A 20,165-nucleotide genomic window follows, 5' to 3' on the forward strand; every position below is an offset into this window, starting at 1 on the left:
GGCGCCGACTCCCCCGGTCACCGGCACGGTCAGGACGTACCGACCGGCACGCTCAGGCGCCGGGCGACCCGCCGTTCAGAGCCAGTCGACGACCCAGCGGTAGGGGCGCATCCAGTACAGACCACCGTCGGGAATCGGCGCGCCCCAGCGCTGTTCGGCCTGGGTCAGCTGCCAGCGGTATTCGGGAGCGGGTTCGCCGCCGTGGATCTCGAGCAGGTGCCGCCGCCAGCTGCCGATCATGGCGGGGACGACCTGGCGGTCGTTCTCGTAGGCCCACTCCACGTTTCGGGTCATGAGGCTGTCGACCGCGTGGTTGGCGGCGTTCGGGTCGCCGGTGCTCAGCGAGTGCAGGAACGCGGCCACCAGGTTGTAGGCGATGGCGTCGTGCACCGAGGTCTGGCCGTTCTCGAGCGACCAGATGCCCAGGTAGGTGGGCCCCTGCTCGTCGATCCACACCGAATGCGCTTCGCCGACCCGATTGTCGAAGATGAGCGCGGTGAGCAGGCCCAGGGTGGCCTTGCCCATGATGAGCGGGTCCGGCCGCCCGGTGCCGACGGCGTCATCGATCAGCGCCCGGTAGGCGGAGGCGGCGATCCCCGGGCGGTTGGCGTCCATCAGCGCGTCGGCGGTCGCACCGCCGGCGAGCTGCTCGGCGGGCGGCTGCGCCGGACCGGCGGCGAGCTGCGGCGCGCCGTCGCCGACCCGCAGGTACTGGGTCGCCATGGCGTCGAGCCCGGCGGCCGGGTCGAGCGGCGGCAGGCCGGGCACCGGGCCGGACTGCGCGGCACCGAAATCGGCTCCCGGCGCACCGGGTTCGAGCTGCGCGCCAGCGGGTTCCAGCGGCGAGAACGCCTGATCAGGCTGTGCCGAGCTGGGTTCGGGGAAAGCCGGGCCGGGTTCGGGGAACAGTGCACCCGGATCCGGGAACAGTGCACCCGGTTCGGGGAACAGTGCGTTCGATTCCGGGAAGGGTGCGCCCGGTTCGGGCAGTATGGCGCCGGGTTCGATCAGCGGCGCGCCGTTGCGGAGCGGGTCCGCGAGGCCGAGGTCGATGGCGAGCGGGTCGCGCAGGGCGGGGGCGGTCTGCAGATATTCCAGTGCCACCCGGGCGAATTCGTTGTCCTGGGTCTCGAGCCATTCGCGCCCGGCCCGCAGGGTGTCGATCAGGTGTCCGCCGACGCCCTGTTCGATGGCGGCGCACAGCGCGTAGTACCCGTAGCCGCGGTAGTCGTCGTGGCCGACGCCCTCGGTGATCAGCAGTTGCGCATATCTACTTGCCAGGTCGTGTCTTTCGATGTCGCCGAGCAGGGTGCAGGCGGTCATGGCCGCCATCAGTACTTCGGCGTGTTCGCCGTGGGCGCGGCGCAGGTCGATGCAACGGTCGGCCATGAGGACGGCGCTGTCGGGCAGGTCCTGCTGGGTGGCTGCCTCGACGGCCATGGAGTACATGGTGGCGAGGGTGGCCGGCGGGATGTCGGCCGGGTAGCGGGCCGGGCCGTGTTCGGCCAGGTGCAGGGCCTGGGCGTAATCGCCCGCGGCGAAGGCGGATCGGAAGCGGTAGGAGACGATCCAGCCGTATTCCTTGGGATCGGGGACCCCGGCCAGCTCATCGTCGAACGCCGACAACCGCGCCAGCGCCTCCTCGGCCCGGCCGGTCTCCAGCATGCCGCTCGCCTCGTTCATCACCTCGACGAACGCATTTCGATCCATGGCCTACTCGCCTTCCCGCATATGTCAGCCCCGGATCGTATGACCGCACCACGACCCCGCGCGGTCACTGAGGTCAAGGTCATAGTTTGACGCCACCCCACATGACCACGCGTTGTCATTCGCGTGGCACGTTGTGTCACAACGATATTCCCGCACCTCGACACGAACCCGCCTCCCTGCGGGCCACTCTCGCGTCGCGGCCGATCCGTCCTGCCCCCAATCTAACGACAACACACCGAACGAACCCGCAACCACCCTCGGCGCGTCTCGTTGGGCGATTCCGGATCGGCGAGCCGCCGCGCACCGGCGCGGACATACTTCAGGGACGATTTATATATCCCCGTGGAGGTGACCATGACGAAAACCCTGATCGACATTCCGGATGACCTCATGGAACAGGCCCGGCGGGTCACCGGTGGGGCCACGAAAACCGAGACCGTTCGCACGGCGCTGCGCCTCCTGGTCCAGCAGCGTCAGCAGCACGACGCCATCGCGTGGTTCGCCGACTCGGCGCCCTTCCTACCCGAGGCCGAGCCGACCGGGGAGGCCGAGCCGCCGCAGCCGCGATGACCGGCGGCGGAAGTCTCGCGCTGTACCTCGCCGATCACAGTGCGGTATCCCGAATTCAAACCCGCCCGGCCGTGCGCGTGGCATTCGACCGCCTGAACGCCGCCGTCGGTGTCCTGTGCTCGAATGCCGTCACGCTGGACGAGGCCTGCTACAGCGCCCGCAGTGCCCAGGACCTGGAACGCATCATCACGATCTATACGGGAGTGTTCCGTTTCCTCCCGATGGATCCCGCGATCGACCGGTTGGTACGCACGATCCGGCAACAACTCTGGGCGCACGGCCACGGCCGTTCCGCCCAGGCGCCGGATGTCCTGATCGCGGCGACCGCGGTCCATTACGACGCCACGGTTCTGCACTACGACAGGCATTTCGAACTGATCGCCGGCGTCTTCCCGACCCTGCGACACCGGTGGATCGTTCCGCGCGGAACCGCGGAGTGACCGCGCGGTCCGTCACAGGACCGGCAGGGTGGTGTCCGAGGCGGGGGTGAAGGTGACGATGCGGCGGCGGGGATCGCCGGGCAGTTCGAGGTTCTCGTAGGCGAAGGTGAGATCGCCGGAGTGGGGGTGGCGGACGCGTTTGCCGCCATGGGTGCGGTGTTCGACGTCGCCCGCGCGCCAGAGGGTGGCGAATACGGTGCTGCCGGTGGCGAGTTCGTCGATGCGGGCGGTGGTGGCGGGGTCGTCGGGGTAGCGGCCCGCGACGCGGCGCAGCTGGGCGACGGTGGCGGCGGCCACGTCGTCCCAGTCGAGGTAGAAGGCGCGGGCGGCGGGGTCGAAGAACAGTGAGCGGGCCATATTGTCGCCGATCAGGTCGCCGAAGACGTAGTGCGCCAGCGGATTCGCGGCCAGCACGTCGAACAGGTCGGCGATGAGCGCGGCGGGGGCCTTGTCGATCAGGTCGAGCATGCGCAGCAGTTCGGGACCCGGCGCGGCCCCGAGGGCGGCAGTCCGGTGTCCCGCGGATCGACGCGCGCCCGCCGGGACTTCAGGAATTCCGCCAGATCCTCGCGCACGGCCATGTCCGCAGTGTGACACAGGAACCGGGTGGCCCCGGGGGTACGAGGCACGGCGTGCACTGGTTGCCACCGGCACGGGCGAGCAGGCTCGGTGGCGAGAGTTCACCACGGCCGACCGGCGCGTAGCGGCTGCGGGAAGGGGAATCGGGGAGGACTGTATCTCTCTCCCCTTTCAACATATAGCGCAGTGGGGGGCTTGCGGCAAGACCCCCGTGGTGGCGCACAATCGCTGGCCGAGGGCTGCGGCCTGCGCGAATGGCGCGTGGGCGGCGGCCGGGGACCGGCTGGGCGGAAGGTGTGGTGCTGATGTCTGATCAGGGGTACGAGAACGAACTGCGCTCCGAGCGCGAGTACGTGGCCGGGCTGTACGCGCGGTTGGACGCCGAGCGGGCGCGGGTGCGCGGCCGGTACGGCGAGACGCTGACCGTCCGCGGCAATGCGACGGTGCTGGTGGAGCGGGATGCCGAAGCGCGGGCGCTGGCCAAGGAGATGACCCGGCTGGGTGTGGCCGACAACGGCCTGTGCTTCGGCCGTCTCGACAGCGAGACCGGCGAGCACGCCTACATCGGCCGGATCGGCATCTACGACGAGACCAACGAATTCGAGCCGCTGCTGCAGGATTGGCGCGCCCCGGCGTCGCAGGCGTTCTACACCGCGACCGCCGCGACCCCGGAGCACATGCGCCGGCGTCGCCAATTCCACACGCGGGGCCGGGATGTGGTGGATTTCACCGATGAGGTGTTTGGTCGTCCCGGGGACGGGGAGCGCGGTGACGCGGCGTTGCTGGCGGCGGTCAACGCGCCGCGCGGCGAGGGCATGCGCGACATCGTGGCGACGATCCAGGCCGAGCAGGACCGGATCATCCGCCTCGATCACCCCGGTGTGCTGGTGATCGAGGGCGGGCCGGGCACCGGCAAGACGGTGGTGGCGCTGCACCGGGTGGCGTATCTGCTGTACACGCAGCGGGAGCAGATGGAACGCAACGGCGTGCTCGTGGTGGGCCCGAATACGGCTTTCCTCAGGCACATCGGGCGGGTGCTGCCGTCGCTGGGCGAGACCAACGTGGTGTTCACCACCACCGCGGATCTCATGCCCGGCGTGCACGCAACCGCCGAGGACATTCCGGAGGTGGCTCGGCTCAAGGGCGCATTGGGCATTTTCGCGGTGCTGAAGGCGGCGATCGCGGACCGGCAGCAAGTGCCCGCGGAGCCCGTGTCCCTCGAACTGTCGGATGTGACGGTCCGCATCGGCGCGGATATCGCGGACTGGGCGCGGTCGGAGGCTCGCGAGAGCGGCCTGCCGCACAATCTGGCCCGCGCCACGTTCGTGGAGGTGCTCACCTGGGCGCTGACCGAGCGCGCGATCGCCCGCATCGGTCAGGGCTGGCTCACCCGCGAGGACCGCGAGGCGTGGGAGAACATGCGCACCGACCTGCGCACCGAACTCGCCGAGCACGAGGGCTTCACCGCGCTGCTCGACGAGCTGTGGCCCGCGCTCACGCCGGAACAGCTACTGGCGGAACTGTTGTCGTCGACCGACCGTCTGCGCGCGGCGGGCGCCGACCAGTCGCTCTGGCGGGCCGGGGGCGAGGCGTGGACGGTCTCGGATGTCCCGCTGCTCGACGAGCTGGCCGACCTGCTGGGCCGCGACACCTCCGCCGAGGAGGCCGCGGCCGAGCGGGAACGCAAGGCGCAGGCCGCCTACGCCGAGGGCGTGCTGGATCTGCTGGTGAACCGCGCCGACCACATGGACGACGAGGACCACCTGTTCGCCACCGACATGCTGTACGGCGAGGACCTGGCCGAGCGTTTCATCGAACGCGACACCCGCGAACTCGCCGAACGCGCTGCCGCGGACCGGGATTGGACCTACCGGCACATCGTGGTCGACGAGGCCCAGGAGCTGTCGGCCATGGACTGGCGGGTGCTGATGCGCCGCTGCCCCGGCCATTCCTTCACCGTGGTGGGCGATCTCGCGCAGCGTCGTTCCGCGGCGGGCGCGACGTCGTGGGCCGAGATGCTGGACCCGTACGTTCCGGGCCGCTGGCAGTACCGCTCGCTCACCGTGAACTACCGCACCCCCGCGGAGATCATGGCCGTCGCCGCCGCCGTGCTCGCCGACTTCTCCCCCGACGTCACCCCACCGGATTCGGTCCGAGCCTGCGGCGTCCAGCCGTGGGCCCGGCAGCTCTCCACCGACGACATGCCTTCGGCCATCGAGGAATTCGTCCGCGACGAGGCCGGCCGCGAGGGCACCAGCATCGTGATCGGCCCGCCCGGCATGCCGGGCACGGTCCCCGCCTCGGAGACCAAGGGCCTCGAGTTCGACGCCGTCCTGGTGGTCGAACCCGAGCACATCCTCGCCGACGGCCCGCGCGGCGCGGCCGAACTGTACGTCGCCCTCACCCGCGCCACCCAGCGCCTCGGCGTCCTGCACCGGGGCCCGCTCCCCCGCGCCCTGGCCGGTCTCTACACGTCGAAGTAGAGCCACTTCCATCGGGTTCTGCACAGAAGCGTTGAGACACTGCTTCTTTGCGCCCGGGAAGCGCCTGATCGGCTGGACCACGTTCTGATCGAGCCTGCCCTCCTCGGGCAGCCATCGCGAGCGCGCCCCGGAGCGGGCAGGCTCGATCAGCCGATCGGTGGTGCGAGGTATTCCAGCGCATACCCCTCGCCGGAGGGGGTTACGCGGGCGATGCCGGGTGAATCGAGGTGGGCGCCGGCTACGAAATGGCGTGGCCGGGTCAGTTGTTCGAGGAGGGCCGCGCGCGCGGCGCGGGCCTGGGACTGGTTGCCGTCGAACTCCCAGGACACGGTCGGCCGATCGAATTGCAGCGTGGGAACGTGAACGGTGTCGCCCCAGACGAGGAGGTGGCCGGTGCCGCTCCTGACCTCGTAGACGGTGTGACCGGGGGTGTGGCCCGGTGTCGGGATCGCGGTGGTCCAGTCGTTGATCGCGACCTGTTCCGTCACGGGGACGATTCGGTCGCGGATCGGTTCGAGCCGCCCCGTGAACACCGAGGTGTCGCCTGCGCCGATCCATACCCGTTCGAGTTCGGTGAACGCCTCGGAACCGTCCGGCGCGATCAGGCCGCTCACATGGTCTTCGTGGTTGTGGGTGATGGCCACATCGGTGACTTGCGCACGGTCGATTCCCGCTTCGCCGAGTGCTTCGTAGATCAATCCCATGGTGGGGTCGTGCCAGACGTTGGACGCGCCGGTGTCGATGAGCACCGACCGTGCGCCGTCGGTGACGAAGAAGGCGTTGACCGACAGCCGCAAGTTGTCGCCGGCCAGCGGCACGCCGGCCGGCAGCTCTTCGAACGCGCATCCATCCTCGTCGCGGAGCCGGGTCGGCGGCATGTCGATGTACCCGTCTCGCAACGAGATCACCCGCAGATCGCCGAATTCGAAGGTGGCGTGGTGCCGGCCACTCGAGATCAAACGCATGGAACCTCCGTCATGTCGGGCGCATATCGCCCGTCTCCTATAGAAGACATCATCTTCTATAGGAGAAACATACACTGTGGGCGACGAGATACCCATCGATCGAGGAGCACGGTGGTCGAGCAAGACGGATCCGAACCACAGCACGGTGACGACCTGGCCGGCGCGTTCGGCGGTAACGTGCGGCGACGCCGCGAGGAAGTGGGCCTGACGCTGGAGCAGCTGTCCCTACAGTCGTCGGTCAGCCGGGCGATGCTGTCCAAGGTCGAACGCGGTGAGAAGAGCCCGACGATCGGCGTCGCGTCCAGGATCGCCCACGCGCTCGACGCGTCGCTCTCGGACCTGATCGGTGGCGCGACGGCGACCGCATCGGGCGTGGCCGTTGTCATGCGCAAGAACGATCGCCCCGTTTTCCGCGACCCGGAAACCGGCTTCGAGCGGCACATGGTGTCAGCGGCCCCGGGCGTGGGCGGAGCCGAGATGGTTGTCCACTATCTCCCCGCACAGGTCTCCACCGGGCTCCTGCCCGCGTATCCACCGGGTACCGAGAAACAACTCGTGGTGCTCGAAGGGACACTGACCGTCGCGATCGGCGGGATCAACGAGACCTTGAACGCGGGCGACTCCCTGTTCTTCCAGGCCGACGCGGACCACGGCTTCGCCAACCGAACGAACGCGCCCTGCGAATACATCATGATCATCTCGCGCAGAACCTGATCGGCCCCGGCCATCACCCGAACAGACCACCACTTCCGGGGTTCGACCAGGTTCGCGCGGGTCGGGCTCACACGTCGAAGTAGAGCTCGAATTCGTACGGGTGGGGGCGCAGGTTGATTTCGGCGATCTCGGTGTCGCGCTTGAGGCGGATCCAGGTGTCGATGAGGTCCTCGGTGAACACCCCGCCCTGGGTGAGGTAGTCGTGGTCGGCCTCGAGGCGGTCGATGACCGCTTCGAGGCTCGCGGGGGTCTGGGTGACCTCGGCGGATTCCTCGGGGGTGAGTTCGTAGAGGTCCTTGTCGACGGGCAGGGCGGGCTCGATCTTGTTGGTGATGCCGTCGAGTCCGGCCATCATCATGGCGGCGAAGGACAGGTACGGGTTGCCCGAGGAGTCGGGGCAGCGGAATTCGAGGCGTTTGGCGCGGGCATTGGTGCCGGTCACCGGGATTCGCACGGCGGCGGAGCGATTGCGCTGGCTGTAGACCAGATTCACCGGGGCCTCGTAGCCGGGGACGAGACGCTTGTAGGAGTTCACCGTCGGGTTGGTGAAGGCCAGCAGTGAGGGCGCGTGGTGCAGCAGCCCGCCGATGTAGTGCCGGGCCAGGTCCGACAGTCCGGCGTAGCCCGCCTCGTCGTAGAACAGCGGGGCGCCGTCCTTCCACAGGGATTGGTGCACGTGCATGCCGGACCCGTTGTCGCCGAAGAGCGGTTTGGGCATGAAGGTGACGGTCTTGCCGCCCGCCCAGGCGGTGTTCTTGATGATGTACTTGTAGAGCATCAGGTCGTCGGCGGCGGCGAGCAGGGTGTTGAACCGGTAGTTGATCTCGGCCTGTCCGGCGGTGCCGACCTCGTGGTGGCCCTTCTCCAATTCGAATCCGGCCTGTTGCAGGTGCGTGCACATGCGGTCGCGCAGATCGACGTCGGCGTCATAGGGGGCGACGGGGAAATAGCCGCCCTTGGGCCGGACTTTGTAGCCGCGGTTGGGAGTTCCGTCGGGATTGATTTTCGCGCCGGTATTCCAGTCCGCCGACGACGAATCCACTTCGTAGAAGGCCCGGTTCATGGTGGTGTCGTAACGGACCGTGTCGAAAATGTAGAACTCGGCCTCGGGGCCGAAATAGGCGGTGTCGGCGATTCCGGTGGAGCGCAGGTATTCCTCGGCCTTGCGGGCCACATTGCGGGGATCACGGCTGTAGGCGGCGCGGGTGTGCGGGTCGTGCACGAAACAACTGATATTGAGGGTCTTGGCGGTGCGGAACGAATCCAGTTGCGCGGTCCGCAGATCCGGCAGCAGCAGCATGTCGGATTCGTGGATGGCCTGGAAGCCTCGCACCGAGGAGCCGTCGAAGGCGATGCCGTCCTCGACCAGTTCCGGGCCGAACATGCTCGCCGGGATCGAGAAATGCTGCTGGATGCCGGGGACGTCGCAGAAGCGGACGTCGACGTACTCGACTTCCTCGGCGTCGATGTAGTCCTGTACTCCATTGGTGGTAGGGGTGATCACCGCTGCCTCCTCGTGGCCGCGCACGCCTACCCGATCGGACGGCCCGGTCGGGGTCCGGCGGTCCTGTTCGTGCTAAACACGATACGTCGCGGAGATACCCGCACGGACACGAATGCGCTTGTGTACCAAGATCATTCGACACCATGATCGGCGCGCGGACGGTGACGCGGGATTCACGGCTCCGACCCGCCCTGCCCGCTCCCCCCGCTTTGGCACACTGCACAAATCGCCTGTCACAGTTCTTCTCCATTGCCCCTGGTCCGCCCCATATGTTGTGCGATCTGCTGGAACCGTGAGTTCAACATCGGTAGCGGGAACGACCCCGCGCACCATGGTCGAGGCGTTCCAGGCCACCGCTGCCCGCTATCCGGACGCGGTCGCGTTGCGCACGCTCGGCGGCGCGGTCTCCATCACCTGGCGCGAGTACGCCGACCGGGTACGCGCCATCGCCACCGGCCTCGCCGCGCTCGGCGTCGGCCGGGGCGACACGGTGGCGCTGATGCTGACCAACCGGCCCGAATTCCACCTGTGCGACACCGCGATCCTGCACACCGGCGCGACCCCGTTCTCGGTGTACAACACCAATCCGGTGGAGGTGCTGGCTTACCAGTTCACCAATGCGGGCAACCGGGCCGTGATCTGCGAGGCGCAGTTCGCACCGCAGGTCCGCGCCGCGGTGGCACTGGCCGCCGAGCGGGGCGCGACCGTGGAGCACGTGATCTGTGTCGACGAGGCGCTCGCGGGGTGCGTCGCGCTGACGGAGATCGAGGCCACCGAGCCGGGCGACGTCGACTTCGAATCCGCCTGGCGCGCCGTGGCTCCCGGGGATCTGCTCACCATCGTCTACACCTCGGGCACCACCGGCCCGCCCAAGGGCGTGGAGCTCACCCACACCAACTTCCTCGAGAACGCCCGCGTGGTGGACGAATTCGGCGGCGGCTCCCCCGCCGACCGGGTGATCTCCTATCTGCCCGACGCGCACGCCGCCAATCGCTGGCTCTCGCACTATCTCTCGATCCTGACCGGCGGCCAGATCACCACCTGCCCGAACCTCACACAGGTCGCGGCCGCGCTCTCGGAGGTGCATCCGACGGTGTTCCTGGGTGTGCCGCGGGTGTGGGTGAAAGTCAAAGCGGCGCTGGAGGAACGCTTCGCCGCCGAACCGAGCCCGATCAAACGCCGCCTCATCGCCTGGGCGATCGCGAGCGGCCGGGCACGAGCCCGCGCGGCATCGGACGGACTCACGCTGAACATCCTCGACACCTGGCGGTTCCGGCTGGCGGATCGCCTGGTGCTGTCCGCCGTTCGAGAGCAGCTGGGACTGGACCGGATTCGCATCGCCGTCACCGGCTCCGCCCCGATCCCGAAGGACACCCACGAGTTCTTCCTCGGTCTGGGCCTGCCGCTGTGCGAGGGCTACGGCATGACCGAGTGCACCGCGGGCGCGACCATGGACCGCCCGGCGCGCATCAAGATCGGCACGGTCGGCACCGTGTTCCCCGGCACCGAGGTCGCCATCGCCGAGGACGGCGAGGTGCTGGTGCGCGGCGGAAGCGTGATGCGCGGCTATCGCGGCGAGCCCGCCAAGACCGCCGAGACCGTGGACGCCGACGGCTGGCTGCACACCGGCGATATCGGCGAACTCGACGCCGAGGGCTTCCTGCGGATCGTGGACCGCAAGAAGGAGCTCATCATCAACGCGGCCGGCAAGAACATGTCGCCGACCAATATCGAGAACACCGTCACCGAGCACACGCCCCTGGCGGGTGCGGTGGTGGCGATCGGCGAGGGCCGCGCCTACAACACCGCGCTCATCTGCCTGGACCCCGACCTGGCCGCCGCGTTCGCCGAACGCCACCAGCTAACCGAGCGGGACATCGCGGCCCTGGCCCGCGATCCGCGCGTGCTCGCCACCCTGCAGGACGGCGTGGACGCGGCGAACGACAAGCTCTCACGGGTGGAGCAGATCAAGAAGTTCGCGGTGCTGCCGGATGTGTGGGCCCCGGGCTCCGATCACCTCACGGCGACCGGAAAACTCAGGCGCAAACCGATAGCTATCACCTACGCCGCTACTATCGAGTCGCTGTACGGGTAGTAGGAGAGTTATGCACGCGCGATTACGGGATCGGACGCTCGAGGAGCTGTACCAACGCGCCGTCGTGGCGCGCGCGGAATTCCCCGCTCTCGCGCCGCCCTACCCGAAGCTCCCGGAATCCCTGGTGACCAGCGGTTTCGAGCGCGGCACGGCCTTGAATGTGGACCTGTTCTTCGAGTTCTTGCGCACCGGTGTGCCGCCCTCGCCCGAGGACACCGCCGAGGTCGTGCAGATCGCGTTGAGCCGTATCCGCGACGGCGAGACCCTCGAGGAAGTGCTCAACCGCTACAGCCTGGGCGCGGAGCTGATCTGGTCGCGGGTGCGCGAGACCGCCCACGGACCCGAACGCGAACTCCTCGACGATGCCGCGATCTCGCTGCTGCGCTACATCACCCTGCTCACCACCCGCATCGCCACCGCCTGCGTGCAGCGCGCCCACGACCCGCGCTGGGAGTTGCTGGAACGCCGCCGCGCCATTGCCGACGCGCTGCTCACCGGCCGCGACCCCGTCGAGTGGGCGGGCGAACCCGCGGTGGCGGTGCCCGACGCGTTCCTGCTCGCCGCCTTCCGGCTCGGGTCCGCCCGCGGCGGCGACACGAGCGAACTGCGGCACCGCATCGAAGCCATCCCGGGCGTGTTCCTGCGCCTGGACAGCGGCGGCTGGACGGCCCTGCTGCCGCTGCACTCCGGCGACGACGGCACGGCGACCCTGGCGGCGCTCGCCGCGCGCCTGCCCGGGCCCGGCCGGCTCGCCCTCGGGCAGACTGCACAAACCGAGCAGCCGCGTTCGGCCGCGCCCGCCTCCTTCTGGGTCGGCGTCGCCACCGCGGTGAGCCGCGCCGCGATCCCCGAGGTGTTCGCCGAGGCGCGCACGCTGGCCGAGCTCGGCCGCTGCCTGGGCCGCCCACAGCCGGTCTGCCGACGCGCGGACCTGATGTTCGAATACACCGTCGCCGCGGGCGGTTCCGCGCGCCCCGGGCTGGCGGCGGTGCTCGAGCCGCTCGACAGCCAGACGGTGCTGACCGAAACCCTGGACGTCTTCGTCGACACCGGCTTCAACCAGCTGGCCACGGCTCGCCTGCTCAACGTCCACCGCAACACCGTCACCTACCGCCTGGCGCGCGTGCACGAGCTGACCGGTCTGGATCCGCACCGCCCGACCGATGCCATGACCCTCTCGGCCGCCCGCATCGCCCGGCGCCTCGAAACCGCCTGCTTCGCACCGTAGTTCGCGACCGCCCGCTCCTCACGCGCCGCGTTGGCCACTGCCCGCGGCGCGCCGCGTCCTGCTCGCCTGCCCCGGCACGCCCGGGTGGCGGTCGGCCCGGGGTTTGGTCGGCTGCACAATGCCCTCGTCCACACTCTTGGCGATTGCCGATACCGGCGCGCGGGCTCTGTGCGGTGTGCTGAACACCGACGACGAGGTCATGCGGCGCGGCATCCGGTCCGCGCCCGCCGGGACCTCCCGACCATCCGCAGAGGTACTTCGTTGAGTAGCACCTTCCGGCCGCGCCGCTGCCGCCTCGCCCCCTGGGCAGTGGGCGGCTTCTCCGCGCTGGCCATGACCATCGCCGCCACCACGCCGACGGGGGCCGCGCCCGTGTTCGGGCCGGTGCCCGACGCGCCCGCCAATTTCGGCCTGCCCTCGGACTACCAGCCCACGCCGGCGCGGTACGGGGTGGGTTATCAACTGGGACAGGTGGTTTCGCTGTCCGACGGCACCCAGTTACAGGCCGAGGTGCGGTATCCGACCGATCCGGCGACCGGGCAGCGGGCCGCCGGCGAGTTCCCGGTGGTCGTCAATTTCACCACCTACGGCGCGGTCGCCAGCGCGCTGACCGCCGCCATCACATCGGTCATCGACGAACTGCACATCCAGCTGCCCGATCAGCTGAAGGACGCCCGCCGGGTCGTCAATCAGGCCACCTCCATGCAGGACGTGCTGGTCCGGCACGGCTACATCGAGGTGACCGCGGACGTGCGCGGCACCGGCGGCTCGACCGGGGCATGGAGTCCGGCGTCGCAGCAGGACGGCAAGGACGGTGTGGAGCTGGTGGACTGGGCGGCCAAGCTGCCCGGCTCCAACGGCAAGGTCGGCATGTACGGCTACTCGTTCCCGGGCCTGTCGGCCATGCGCACCGCCGAGACCATCGGACCGGATTCACCGTTGAAGGCGATCGTGCCGTTCGCGGTGCCCAACAATATCTTCGACGAGGTGCTCAATCACGACGGCATGATGAGCCCGCTGCTGCTGACCGTCATCTCGCTCATGGTCCCGTACCTGAGCCTGATCGGCCCGTTCCTGACCGCGCCGCTGTCGCCGCAGACCTTCCTGAAGTCCCTCGGCGATCACCTCGCCGCGCTGGTCGGCCCCGACACCAGCACCGTGAAACTGCTCTTCGACGCCTACACCGGCGGCCCCACCGCCTACGACAACTCCTGGTGGCGCGAGCGGCGTTTCGAGACCGACCTGCACAACCTGGTGGACAACGGCATCGCCATGTACCAGGTGGACGGCTGGTGGGACCTGTATCAGGAAGGCGCGGTGCGCAATTACGCGCAGTTGCAGAACCTGGCCGCCGGACGCGACCAGTTCGCCCCGATGGCCGCCGACCAGCCGGCCGATGGGCGCTACCAGTTGCTCATGGGCCCTTGGTATCACGTGGGCCTCGGCCTGGGCCCGGGCTCGCGGATGGACACCGACCAGATCACCCTGGCCTGGTTCGACCGGTGGCTCAAGGACATTCCCAACGGCGTCGACCAGACCCGCACGCCGTTGCACGTCATCGACGCGAACAACACCGCCGCCGACACCGCGCGCTACCCGTTCGAGCAGACCTCCGTCGAGCAGCGCTACTTCGACGGCGACCGCCTCGTCGCGGACAGACCGACGGCCGTCGACGCCTCGGATCGACTGAACTACACCGGCATCGACACCATCTGCAATCGCGAGACGCTGGGTCAGTGGGCGGCGGGGCTGTTAGACTTCGTGTTCCGGGTCTTCACCGTCTCCAATCCGTGCACCGAGTGGGTGCAGAACCCGACCGCCGGGCTGCGCTACACCATGGACCCGGTGACCGAGCCGACCATGCTGGCCGGGCCGTCGGCCGTCACCCTGTACGCCTCCTCGACCGGTTCCGACGCCGCCTTCCAGGTGTGGCTCGACGATGTCGCGCCGGACGGGACGGCCGTGAACATCACCGGCGGTTCGCAATTGGCCAGTCAGCGCACCCTCGACGACGGCAAGACCTGGCGCAGTGGCGACGGCACGGTGTACGCGCCCGAGCACACCGTGCTGAAGGAGAACGAGCAGCCGCTCTCCCCCGGCGACGTGGTGCGGATGGAGATCAAGATCCGCCCCGCCTTCCACCGCCTGGAACCCGGCCACGCGCTGCGTCTGCGCATCACCAGCGGCACGTTCCCGTCGACCATCCCGAACCCGGCCGATCTGGGCCGCCTGCTGGGCACCTCGCAGCAGATCCAGCGGACCGCCGCGTACCCGTCCGCGCTGGTGGTGCCGCTCGGTCCGGCCGCGGCGTTCGGGCACTAGGCCCGTCGCGGTGGCCGGTCCGGTCCTTGCGGTCACCGCCGCCCAGCCGCGAAGATCGACACCGTGACACAGTGAGGCTCTCGACGTTTCGGAGGTTCTCGATGCTCGAACCGCGCCAGGGCGGTTTCCAGCGGGCGCGCCGCCGCTCGACCGGCTCGGCCGACGGCCTGCCGACCCGTTCCGCGGCCCGCACCGCCAAGATCACCGCACTGCCGGTGGCCTATGCCGCGCGCCGGGTGGGCGGGCTCGGGCGGCGGGCGCTCGGAACACCGTCCCGCGAGGTCGAACTCGATATCCAGGCGCGCACCGCGCAGCACATGTTCGAGGTGCTGGGCGAGCTCAAGGGCGTCGCGGCCAAGCTGGGTCAGCTGCTGGCGCTCTACGAACTGGCGTTGCCGCCGGAGCTGGGCGAGCCGTATCGGGAGGCGTTGACGCGGCTGCAGGATTCGGTGCCCGCGATGCTGCCCGCCGCGGTCGAGCGGGCCATGGCGGCGTCCATGGGCGACGAGTGGCGGGATCGGTTCGCCGAGTTCGACACTCGCGCGGCGGCCGCCGCCTCGGTGGGCCAGGTGCATCGCGCGGTGTGGCCGGATGGGCGGCGGGTCGCGGTGAAGCTCATGTATCCCGGGGCGCGGGCGGCGGTCGCGGCGGATCTCGAGCACATGCGCCGGCTCGCGCCGCTGGCCAAGGTCTTCGCCCCGGACCTCGACACCCGGGCGGTGACCGAGGCGTTCGCCGCCTGCATCGGCGCGGAACTCGACTACGCCGAAGAGGCCGCCGCCCAACGGATCTTCGCCGCCGCCTTCGCCGACGACCCCGACTTCCACATCCCGGCGGTGGTGGATCAGCAGGGCGACGTGCTGGTCACCGAATGGCTCGACGGCATCCCGCTGCACCGGGTGATCGCCTCCGGCACCCCCGCCGAGCGCACCCGGGCGGGACTGCTGGTGACGCGTTTCGTCATGGCGAGCTTCGCGCGGACCGGGCTGCTCTACACCGATCCGCACCCGGGCAATTTCCGGATGCTGCCCGACGGCCGCCTGGGCGTGCTGGACTTCGGCGCGTGCTCACCGTTCCCGGCCGAATTCCCCACGCTGGTGGGCGATATCGGCGAGGCGGCCCTCAACGGCGGCCCCGCCGATCTGGAGGCGGCGCTGCGCACGCACGGATTCGTGCGCCCGGAACGGGAATTCGCGATCGCCGACCTGGTCGGCATGGTCGACCCGATCGTGGACCTGTACCGGCACCGCGACGCGCACCTGACCCAGGCGTGGCTGCGCGCCCAGGTGCGGCGCGCCACCGAGCCGAGCCTGTCCAATGTGTCGCGCCACCTCACCACGCCGCCGGAGTACGCGCCGATCGGGCGCACCATCCTGGCTGCCACCGGCGTGCTCTGTCAGCTCGGTCTGCACGGTCCGCTGAGTGACGAACTGGTCGCTCCGCTCCCGCGATTGGCGGCGGCGGTGCGCACCTGCCGCGAACGCGAGGCGGCCGCGGCGGCGGTGGTCCGGCCGATCAGAGGTGCATCCACTGCGGCCACACCTGTGACCACGGCTTCTTCCGGCCCGAGCACTTCCAGATGGTGACGTCCTGGGTGTTGCCCTTGAATCCGAGGCGGGTGTCGACCTTGCCGACCGGGTCGACGTGCTCGAACTGGCTGCGCAGCACCGCCTCGTAGCCGCCGACGGCCAGCACCGCCGAGGCGTCGCCGGGCGGGGTCCCGAAGTAGCCGAAGCCGCGGCTGGGACTGTAGAGCGGCGGCAGGTGCGTGCGGCCGAACTCGTCCAGAGCGCTGGCCTGCCAATAGGTGTCGGTGATGATGACGGCGCGCTCACGCTCGGCGGGGCTGAGCGCCTCGTGGGCGCGGGTCACCTCGTCGGTGAGCTCGTGCCAGCCGAAGGACCCGTAGACGCCGATATTGATCGCCGCCTCGGCATCGTCCTTGGGCGGATGCACCTCCTCGGCGGGCCGCCACGGCGTCGAGTACAGCGTGAAAGCCGTTGCGCCCACGGCGAGTACGGCGATGCCCGCGGTCAGCACCCGCCGCCACAGCGGTGCGATGCGCTCGGCGGTGCCGACCACGCCGACCGCGCCCGCCGCGAGCATGACCGCGTACATGCCCGCCGCGTAGTAGATCCGCCCGCCGGTGACCAGGAAGGCCGCGAACAACAGCAACAGCGTCACGCCCAGGAACCGGTAGGGCCGCAGCACATCCCAGCGCAGCAGCACCCACAATCCCCACAACAGCAGCAGCGCTCCGAGGTATCCGGCCAGGCTGATCGACATGGGCAGGAACAGCAGCCGACCGCCCAGGATCCCCTGTTCGGAACCGATCACCCCGCCCATCTTCAGCTGCGGCCACGCATGGCGTTCCTGCCAGACGAGTTCGGGCACGGTTGCCAGCACCACGATCGCGCCACCGGTCCACAACAGCGGCCGGCGCACCAATTCCCGCGGCCCGCACAGCATGCTGCTGATCACGACCGCGATCCAGAAGAACGGGATCAGCCACTTCACCTGCATGTCCACGGCGGTGACGAGGGCGGCGGCCAGCAGCAGCCAATCGTTGCGGGTCCGCACCCAGCGCACCACCAGCCAGGTGATGATGACCCACAGCGCGGTATCGACGGCATTGGTGGTGAGCATGGTGCCCTGCAACAGCAGGAATGGTGAGCTCGCGTAGCCGATGGCCGCCAGCAGCTGCGCCCAGCGGCCGCCGTCGAATTCACGGGCCAGCAGGGCGCACAACACGATCGCGGTCACCGTCAGCGCGACCGCGGGCAGCCGCAGCACGAAATAGGACTCCGGCGCGATGGTGTCCATCAACCGCGCCAGCAGGGGCAGCACCGGACCCTGGTCGGCATAGCCGAACGCCGGGCGGCGGCCCGCGGCCAGGAAGTACAGCTCGTCGCCGAAGTAGCCGTAGCGCCGCGCCGACAGCAACAGCACCACGGCGGCGGGCACCGCGACCGCGGCCACGCTCAGCCACGCGAACGGCGGCCGCTCCGCGGGCTTGGCATGCCGTCCACCACCGTTCGACCGGGCCGGTCGATCCACCACATCGGTCACCGCGCGCTCCTCGCCACCGGATCAAGCTGCGAACACTCGAAATCTACAGCTTCTTTACAGCAAATTTCGGACGTGGCACCGCGCCGTTCGCCTGTTTCAGAAACGCGACCGTGTCGCAATGCCCGCTCTCTGGGTACCGTGGTTACGTGAAATAGCCGGACGCTCTGAGTGGCAATCCCCTGCGGCGAAGAGTCGCACGAATCGAACAGACTCCTGCACTGAGGGCGGCGGTCTGAGCGTCGTAACTGCCGGACAGCACGAGGGCGGGCAGGTCGCTCACGGTGATGTCGCGGATGGAGGCCGGGCCCCTCGGCACGTTCCAGGCGTCGCAGGCCTCGCGCAGGAAAGGCAGTTGCGGCGCTTGGGCTTTCACCGAGTCCGGGAAGCTCGGGAACGCCTTGTTCGCTTGCGCCAACTGGTCGTCCCGAGTCTCGAACGGCACCCATTCCCGGCACCAGATGCTCAGGGCCAGGCCCCAGGCGAAGACGCTGACGGGTACGGGGGTGGCGAACGCCATGGCCATCTGCTCGGCCATCGGCCGCGGATTGCCGTGTGCCAGTTCGTCGATCACGAACGGGAAGTCCGCGGGCAGGTGCGTCGCCACCGGTACGAACCACGCGAGCATCGAGCCCCCGTCGATGACGACTTGCGTGTCACCGACGGTCGTGGTGACGGGATTCGCCTCGACCTCGCCGACCAGCCGCACGAAGGTGGCCTCCAGGTCGGGATAGCGCTGCGCGCAGCCCGGCTGATCGGTGCACGCCCGCACCATGGCGTCGAGAGCCTGCCGGGCGCTGGCCCATGTCCAGCCCAGGGCCGCCACCGACGGCGGTGTCACCCCGCGATGAACCGGTCCAGCTCCGGGCAGATCATGTTCCGGCTCGAGGTGATGTCCCCGCGCTGCCCCATCAGGATCAGGTCGCGGTCGCGGTTGATGCCCACGTCGGCCGGTACCGGCGGATCGGCGATCGCGTCCTGGCCGGGGCCGCCGGTGAGGAACACGATCGGCTCCTTGGCCGGCGGCTGTGTTTGCGAGGGCACGACCGCGACGGACAGCCGCAGGGTCCGGTCGTCGAATGTCTCGCGGTTCAGCGGGACGGTCAATTGCCCGCAACGCGCCCCCGTGAGCAACGGCACGGGCCGCGAGGTGGGCGCGCAGGGCCCGGCTTCGAATCGTGCGGGAACCTGGCCGCCGGTCGCCGGCGGTGACGGCGGGGTGCCGCCGCAGGCCGGGAGCGTCAGGGCCACGGCGAGCACGATGATTCGGATCGATTGTCGGCCGCGCATACCCATCACCAACCGTCATCACAGTCGATCGGTTCGGCTATTGCTCAGAGGTAGATCGTCGCACAGCGGGCGTCCTCGCAAAAGATCTTGTCAAGGTGGAGCCGAGCGACGATGGTCCGGCCCACTCGGCCGCGCCGCCTATACTCGATGCCGGGTGTGACTGCCGTGCAACGCATTTCAGCGAAGGAGGTCGGCATGACCGACCAGAAGCCTGCCACCGATCCCTACGGAACCCCGAGCACCACCGGCCCCGAGCCCATCCGCGGGCATCAGAACCTGCTCAATGCCTTCATCCGCGGCCTGCTGCGCGTGCCGGTCCTGTCGGGTCAGGTCGGCAAGCGGTTGTGCGTGCTGCACGTGGTGGGCCGCAAGTCGGGCAGGCAATACGACGTGCCGCTGGCTTACACCCGCCACGAGGGCGACATCCTGATCGGCACCGCCAAGCATCCGTGGGTGAGCAATATCCGCAAGGACGTCCCCCTGAAAGTGTCGTTCGGGGGCCCGAAGCGCATCGCCGACGCGGAGGTGCTCGCTGACGAGGACACCGTCGTCCGACTCTCCGAGGCCATCGCCCGCCACAACAAGCAGTGGGCGAAGTTCAACGGCATCGGATTCGACGCCGACGGCAATCCGAATCGGGCCGACGCCTACCAGAGCTGGCAGCAGGGCTGCGTCATCATCCGGCTCCGGGTGCGCTGAACGGTCGCCGACCCGCCTCGAACCACCCCCGGCAAATTTCGAGCATGCCGCCCGTCAGCGGTCCACGGGCCGGGCCTGGACATAGTCCGCGGCGTTCAGGCCCACCAGCACCTGCCGCACCAGCGGCGGCGCCCAGGACGCGCTGGCGTCGTGCCCGAGCACCGGATCGGTGAGGGTGACGGTGCGCCCGCGGGTCTCGAACTCGAAGCTGCCCGCGGCGCGAATGTTCTTCAGCCAGTCCGCGTTCCGCCCGTAGGTCAGCGCGATCCGGTAGCCGTCCTCGCGCCGGAAGACCATGACCGGGGACCGGTACACCCGCCCCGACTTGCGTCCCCGGTGCACCACGACCCCGAACAGCGGCGTGACGCGAGCCGCGATCCCCAGCACCGGATTACTGATCCGGCGATTAATCCTCGCCAGTGTCCGCGGCAGTGGCATGGTCTCGTCCTCCCTGACGAAAACGGTTGCGCCCCTGAGGCTACGCCGCCGCCCGGGCCCCG

18 protein-coding genes are annotated in these 20,165 nt (G+C 69.4%); 9 read left to right on the plus strand and 9 right to left on the minus strand.

From position 1 onward, the window contains the following. Positions 1–75: 75 nt before the first annotated feature. Positions 76–1,710, minus strand: coding sequence for a hypothetical protein (locus tag ACWEOI_RS13920; protein ID WP_452359819.1), 1,635 nt, complete (start codon positions 1,708–1,710; stop codon positions 76–78). 354 nt (positions 1,711–2,064) lie between these two features. Between ACWEOI_RS13920 and ACWEOI_RS13925 the strand changes: the two genes are divergently transcribed. Then, positions 2,065–2,280, plus strand: a complete 216-nt coding sequence (locus ACWEOI_RS13925; protein ID WP_433590425.1) for a type II toxin-antitoxin system VapB family antitoxin — start codon at positions 2,065–2,067, stop codon at positions 2,278–2,280. Then, positions 2,277–2,720, plus strand: coding sequence for a PIN domain-containing protein (locus ACWEOI_RS13930; RefSeq protein WP_452359820.1), 444 nt, complete (start codon positions 2,277–2,279; stop codon positions 2,718–2,720). The genes ACWEOI_RS13925 and ACWEOI_RS13930 overlap by 4 nt, the downstream gene beginning before the upstream one ends. Before the next feature lie 12 nt (positions 2,721–2,732). Here ACWEOI_RS13930 and ACWEOI_RS13935 read toward each other — a convergent pair whose 3' ends face one another. Continuing rightward, positions 2,733–3,188 carry an MmyB family transcriptional regulator gene (locus tag ACWEOI_RS13935; protein ID WP_452359821.1) on the minus strand — a complete coding sequence of 152 codons (456 nt, stop codon included), beginning with the start codon at positions 3,186–3,188 and terminating at the stop codon, positions 2,733–2,735. Then, on the minus strand, positions 3,176–3,301 hold the full coding sequence (locus ACWEOI_RS13940; protein WP_452359822.1) for a hypothetical protein: 126 nt from the start codon (positions 3,299–3,301) through the stop codon (positions 3,176–3,178). Before ACWEOI_RS13940 ends, ACWEOI_RS13935 begins: the two co-directional genes overlap by 13 nt. 303 nt (positions 3,302–3,604) lie before the next feature. Here ACWEOI_RS13940 and helR point away from each other — a divergent pair, with 303 nt between their 5' ends. Beyond that, positions 3,605–5,782, plus strand: coding sequence for an RNA polymerase recycling motor ATPase HelR (gene helR, locus ACWEOI_RS13945; RefSeq protein ID WP_452359823.1), 2,178 nt, complete (start codon positions 3,605–3,607; stop codon positions 5,780–5,782). A gap of 146 nt (positions 5,783–5,928) precedes the next feature. On the opposite strand, the gene ACWEOI_RS13950 is transcribed toward helR, so the two are convergent. Beyond that, a complete protein-coding gene (locus ACWEOI_RS13950; protein WP_452360142.1) occupies positions 5,929–6,843 on the minus strand; it encodes an MBL fold metallo-hydrolase in 915 nt (304 codons plus the stop codon). On the opposite strand from ACWEOI_RS13950, the gene ACWEOI_RS13955 reads away from it, so the two are divergent. Beyond that, positions 6,760–7,461: a helix-turn-helix domain-containing protein gene (locus tag ACWEOI_RS13955; RefSeq protein ID WP_452359824.1), complete on the plus strand. Its 702-nt coding sequence runs from the start codon at positions 6,760–6,762 to the stop codon at positions 7,459–7,461. The two genes, ACWEOI_RS13950 and ACWEOI_RS13955, sit on opposite strands and share 84 nt — an antisense overlap. A gap of 67 nt (positions 7,462–7,528) precedes the next feature. On the opposite strand, the gene glnA is transcribed toward ACWEOI_RS13955, so the two are convergent. Then, positions 7,529–8,965 carry a type I glutamate--ammonia ligase gene (gene glnA, locus ACWEOI_RS13960; protein WP_452359825.1) on the minus strand — a complete coding sequence of 479 codons (1,437 nt, stop codon included), beginning with the start codon at positions 8,963–8,965 and terminating at the stop codon, positions 7,529–7,531. A gap of 331 nt (positions 8,966–9,296) precedes the next feature. On the opposite strand from glnA, the gene ACWEOI_RS13965 reads away from it, so the two are divergent. From ACWEOI_RS13965 to ACWEOI_RS13980, 4 genes are all read left to right on the plus strand, one after another. Continuing rightward, complete coding sequence (locus tag ACWEOI_RS13965) at positions 9,297–11,060, plus strand: AMP-dependent synthetase/ligase (RefSeq protein WP_452360143.1); 1,764 nt, start codon at positions 9,297–9,299, stop codon at positions 11,058–11,060. Between the two features lie 10 nt (positions 11,061–11,070). Next, complete coding sequence (locus tag ACWEOI_RS13970; protein ID WP_452359826.1) at positions 11,071–12,288, plus strand: PucR family transcriptional regulator; 1,218 nt, start codon at positions 11,071–11,073, stop codon at positions 12,286–12,288. Positions 12,289–12,549: 261 nt separating this feature from the next. Beyond that, positions 12,550–14,610 carry a CocE/NonD family hydrolase gene (locus ACWEOI_RS13975; protein WP_452359827.1) on the plus strand — a complete coding sequence of 687 codons (2,061 nt, stop codon included), beginning with the start codon at positions 12,550–12,552 and terminating at the stop codon, positions 14,608–14,610. Between the two features lie 101 nt (positions 14,611–14,711). Continuing rightward, the gene (locus tag ACWEOI_RS13980; RefSeq protein ID WP_452359828.1) at positions 14,712–16,196 is read left to right on the plus strand and encodes an ABC1 kinase family protein; all 1,485 of its coding nucleotides are present in this window, start codon (positions 14,712–14,714) and stop codon (positions 16,194–16,196) included. Here the strand turns inward: ACWEOI_RS13980 and ACWEOI_RS13985 are convergent. From ACWEOI_RS13985 to ACWEOI_RS13995, 3 genes are all read right to left on the minus strand, one after another. Beyond that, complete coding sequence (locus ACWEOI_RS13985; RefSeq protein WP_452359829.1) at positions 16,126–17,679, minus strand: glycosyltransferase family 39 protein; 1,554 nt, start codon at positions 17,677–17,679, stop codon at positions 16,126–16,128. The two genes, ACWEOI_RS13980 and ACWEOI_RS13985, sit on opposite strands and share 71 nt — an antisense overlap. 142 nt (positions 17,680–17,821) lie before the next feature. After that, a complete protein-coding gene (locus ACWEOI_RS13990; RefSeq protein ID WP_452359830.1) occupies positions 17,822–18,517 on the minus strand; it encodes a hypothetical protein in 696 nt (231 codons plus the stop codon). Next, positions 18,514–18,966, minus strand: coding sequence for a hypothetical protein (locus ACWEOI_RS13995; RefSeq protein ID WP_452359831.1), 453 nt, complete (start codon positions 18,964–18,966; stop codon positions 18,514–18,516). Before ACWEOI_RS13995 ends, ACWEOI_RS13990 begins: the two co-directional genes overlap by 4 nt. A 195-nt stretch (positions 18,967–19,161) precedes the next feature. On the opposite strand from ACWEOI_RS13995, the gene ACWEOI_RS14000 reads away from it, so the two are divergent. Beyond that, entirely contained in the window at positions 19,162–19,665 is a 504-nt protein-coding gene (locus ACWEOI_RS14000; protein WP_452359832.1) for a nitroreductase/quinone reductase family protein, read from the plus strand. 54 nt (positions 19,666–19,719) lie between these two features. On the opposite strand, the gene ACWEOI_RS14005 is transcribed toward ACWEOI_RS14000, so the two are convergent. Further along, positions 19,720–20,103 carry a nitroreductase family deazaflavin-dependent oxidoreductase gene (locus ACWEOI_RS14005; protein ID WP_433666082.1) on the minus strand — a complete coding sequence of 128 codons (384 nt, stop codon included), beginning with the start codon at positions 20,101–20,103 and terminating at the stop codon, positions 19,720–19,722. Between the last annotated feature and the right edge of the window lie 62 nt (positions 20,104–20,165).

It is taken from the genome of Nocardia sp. NPDC004340 (assembly GCF_053602575.1).

Coding starts and splice junctions, on each gene's coding strand:
- ACWEOI_RS13920 (WP_452359819.1), bottom strand. CDS start 1,710: ATGGATCGAAATGCGTTCGTCGAGGTGATGAACGAGGCGAGCGGCATG.
- ACWEOI_RS13925 (WP_433590425.1), top strand. CDS start 2,065: ATGACGAAAACCCTGATCGACATTCCGGATGACCTCATGGAACAGGCC.
- ACWEOI_RS13930 (WP_452359820.1), top strand. CDS start 2,277: ATGACCGGCGGCGGAAGTCTCGCGCTGTACCTCGCCGATCACAGTGCG.
- ACWEOI_RS13935 (WP_452359821.1), bottom strand. CDS start 3,188: ATGCTCGACCTGATCGACAAGGCCCCCGCCGCGCTCATCGCCGACCTG.
- ACWEOI_RS13940 (WP_452359822.1), bottom strand. CDS start 3,301: ATGGCCGTGCGCGAGGATCTGGCGGAATTCCTGAAGTCCCGGCGGGCG.
- helR (WP_452359823.1), top strand. CDS start 3,605: ATGTCTGATCAGGGGTACGAGAACGAACTGCGCTCCGAGCGCGAGTAC.
- ACWEOI_RS13955 (WP_452359824.1), top strand. CDS start 6,760: ATGTCGGGCGCATATCGCCCGTCTCCTATAGAAGACATCATCTTCTAT.
- ACWEOI_RS13950 (WP_452360142.1), bottom strand. CDS start 6,843: ATGGGTATCTCGTCGCCCACAGTGTATGTTTCTCCTATAGAAGATGAT.
- ACWEOI_RS13965 (WP_452360143.1), top strand. CDS start 9,297: ATGGTCGAGGCGTTCCAGGCCACCGCTGCCCGCTATCCGGACGCGGTC.
- ACWEOI_RS13970 (WP_452359826.1), top strand. CDS start 11,071: ATGCACGCGCGATTACGGGATCGGACGCTCGAGGAGCTGTACCAACGC.
- ACWEOI_RS13980 (WP_452359828.1), top strand. CDS start 14,712: ATGCTCGAACCGCGCCAGGGCGGTTTCCAGCGGGCGCGCCGCCGCTCG.
- ACWEOI_RS13995 (WP_452359831.1), bottom strand. CDS start 18,966: ATGCGCGGCCGACAATCGATCCGAATCATCGTGCTCGCCGTGGCCCTG.
- ACWEOI_RS14000 (WP_452359832.1), top strand. CDS start 19,162: ATGACCGACCAGAAGCCTGCCACCGATCCCTACGGAACCCCGAGCACC.
- ACWEOI_RS14005 (WP_433666082.1), bottom strand. CDS start 20,103: ATGCCACTGCCGCGGACACTGGCGAGGATTAATCGCCGGATCAGTAAT.